At 27.3% G+C, this 440-nt stretch carries 1 protein-coding gene and 1 pseudogene; one reads left to right on the top strand and one right to left on the bottom strand.

Annotated features, from left to right (window positions below):
* Nucleotides 1–217, top strand: a pseudogene (locus tag U472_RS16945) (hypothetical protein); the annotation flags it as partial.
* Nucleotides 218–247: 30 nt separating this feature from the next.
* On the opposite strand, the gene U472_RS17100 reads toward U472_RS16945, so the two are convergent.
* A partial coding sequence (locus tag U472_RS17100) for a hypothetical protein (RefSeq protein ID WP_218059100.1) occupies nucleotides 248–440 on the bottom strand: 193 nt, incomplete at its 5' end.

The following is a 440-nucleotide window of genomic DNA, read 5'->3' as shown; positions in this document are numbered from 1 at the left end:
TAATAATAATCAATCAAATTCTGGTATCGAGGGCTTGTTAGGGATGATTGGAGAAAATAGTGGAGGAAATACTAGTTTGGACCCAACTTTAATGTTAAAGTTAATGAATTTAGTTAATCAAATCAAAGAAAATAAAAGTAATAGGAAGGAAGAACAGCAAGAAGCTAATAATCCAGTTAAATCAGAACCTTATAAAAAAGAAGAAGAGCAAGATTAATAAAAAGGCTACCGATAATCGGTAGCCTTTTTAAAATTGATTTAATAGGCCTAATATTTTTTCTGTTTTTATCTCTTGGTCTTCACCTTTGTAAGTTTGTTTATAATTTTGGGGTTTAAATTGTAGTTCTGCTGATCTTAATTCTTGCAGTATTTTATAATTTTTTTGAATAAGTGTTTTTAATTCGTTTAATTCATTATTGGAACTTTTGAAATTAGAATTT

Source organism: Orenia metallireducens, from assembly GCF_001693735.1.
GTDB lineage: Bacteria > Bacillota > Halanaerobiia > Halobacteroidales > Halobacteroidaceae > Orenia > Orenia metallireducens.
Note: the sequence above shows the minus strand (reverse complement) of the source record. Positions and strands in the feature narration are given on the sequence as shown.